The sequence below is a fragment of the Streptomyces sp. NPDC001156 genome (genome assembly GCF_053598275.1).
In genome coordinates this window covers 1-1,662 of sequence record NZ_JBSFJX010000507.1, presented here as the reverse complement: position 1 = coordinate 1,662, position 1,662 = coordinate 1, and the positions used below count along the sequence as shown (strand labels likewise).

General features: G+C 67.1%; 4 protein-coding genes. 2 read left to right on the top strand and 2 right to left on the bottom strand.

Translation table 11 applies throughout. The features are described from left to right. Positions 1–50 precede the first annotated feature (50 nt). Both ACWDA7_RS52670 and ACWDA7_RS52665 read right to left on the bottom strand, forming a co-directional pair. Complete coding sequence (locus tag ACWDA7_RS52670) at positions 51–221, bottom strand: DUF2267 domain-containing protein (RefSeq protein ID WP_450615306.1); 171 nt, start codon at positions 219–221, stop codon at positions 51–53. A gap of 109 nt (positions 222–330) precedes the next feature. After that, a complete protein-coding gene (locus ACWDA7_RS52665; RefSeq protein WP_450615304.1) occupies positions 331–540 on the bottom strand; it encodes a hypothetical protein in 210 nt (69 codons plus the stop codon). A 137-nt stretch (positions 541–677) separates the two neighbouring features. Here ACWDA7_RS52665 and ACWDA7_RS52660 point away from each other — a divergent pair, with 137 nt between their 5' ends. Continuing rightward, positions 678–998 (top strand): DUF2795 domain-containing protein, encoded by a 321-nt coding sequence (locus tag ACWDA7_RS52660; RefSeq protein ID WP_450615302.1) that lies wholly within the window; start codon positions 678–680, stop codon positions 996–998. 248 nt (positions 999–1,246) lie between these two features. Continuing rightward, positions 1,247–1,591: an Hsp20/alpha crystallin family protein gene (locus ACWDA7_RS52655; protein WP_450615300.1), complete on the top strand. Its 345-nt coding sequence runs from the start codon at positions 1,247–1,249 to the stop codon at positions 1,589–1,591. Positions 1,592–1,662 lie beyond the last annotated feature (71 nt).

Here is a 1,662-nt window from a genome sequence, read left to right as displayed (position 1 = left end):
TACCACCTGCCCAGGCACAGACACCAACCCGAAACCCGCTCAAAAACCCGTCAGAAGATCCACTTCAGGCCACGTCGGTGGATCAAGGCTAAGTGCCTGGCCTCGCCGCCGGTGATCCGCTCGGCCAGCGTCAGCATCGTGGCCCGGGTCAGCTCCCTAGCCTGCTCCTCGGGCACGTGGGCCCGCCGGCTGACGAGCCGGACGAACTCGTCGCTGTCCATGGCGCCTCCAATCCTGCAACCCATCACATCACAGGTACCGTGCATGCACTGCCCCAAACGGCGATCGAAATGCCGACGCGGACCTCGCGGCCGGTGCCGAAAGCGCCGGTCACTGCCCGCCCTCTTCACCTTCCTCGGTAAAGGGGCGCACCGCGTCCAGCAGGACCCTCAACGCACCGGTGAGCATCCCGACCTCGGCGACGCGCTGGGCGTACGGGTCCTGCGCGGCCTGCTCGGCCCGCTCGGCGGCGTTTGCCAGGATCTGCTCGGCGGCCTGAGCCGCGGCGCGCAGGGCGGCACGTTCGATATTGCCGGGCATGTGATCTCCCCTGGATTCGGGCGTCGGGCACAGGATTCCCCGGAGTGCTTCGACATCGCCAGCAGCCGGTTTTGCCGGGAATGCCACAGGTAGGGCACGAGTACGAAGTGCCCCGGGACAAAAACTGAGGAGGAGATATGTCTTCCACCAGCGTACGGGACGTGCTGGACGCGCTGCAGGACGTCGACTTCCCTGCGGGCAAAGAGGAACTGGTCCAGGCCGCCGAGAATGCCGGAGCGCCCGAGGAAGTGGTCAAGGCGCTTCGCGCCATTCCCCCGGACGAGTACGGCAACCGGGATGAGGTGGCCAGGTCGGTGCGCGTCGGCCCGGCATCCGACCTGGACCTGAGCGCGGCGCAGCGCGCGGAGCAGGCCCGGCACGGCGGCCGCCCCGGCCAATCGCAGCACCTGCGTGACGTCCCCAAGCCGTCGGTCCAGGACGAACTCGCCCAGTCCTGATCCGCCCCGCACGGCATGCAGACACCGGAACGCCCCATGGACAGCGAATCGAACACATTCGCCGCCGCCTGACTTCCCGGCCGGAGGTGTGTGAGCAACCTCCCGCCGGGTACACCGATACATCCAAAATGCCGGAGATTGTAACTCGTGGAGGTGAGTTCTGATGACGCTACCCGCACGCCGACAGCGAGTCGGCGCCCTGGCGGAGCCCTGGGTCACCGCATGGACACGCAACCCTCTCGCCGAGTTTGACGATCTGTTCAACCGGACGGCTGCTGGAGTCGACCGTGGGGCCCGGCGCCACGCCGGCAGAGATGCCCTGGATCCCGCCGGCCGACATCTCCGAGACGGACGACGCGTATGCGATCGAACTCGACCTGCCCGGTGTCAGGAGCGAGGACATCGACGGAGAGATCAACGACCGGGAACTGGCGATCTCCGGGGAGATCAAGGAGCGCGAGCGCAAAGGCGTCATGCGGCACCGGACCTGGCGCACCGGACGCTTCGAGTTCCGGGTGGTGCTGCCCGGTGACGTGCGGGCCGAGAACTTGAATCCTCCCCCGGCCTTCAGGACTCCGTTGGGAAATCCGTGAACTGGTGATGTCGAGTGTGCCGGGCTGCCATGATCGTCCTGTTCGCCGATCGAGGGTGGGGCTGGATGTCG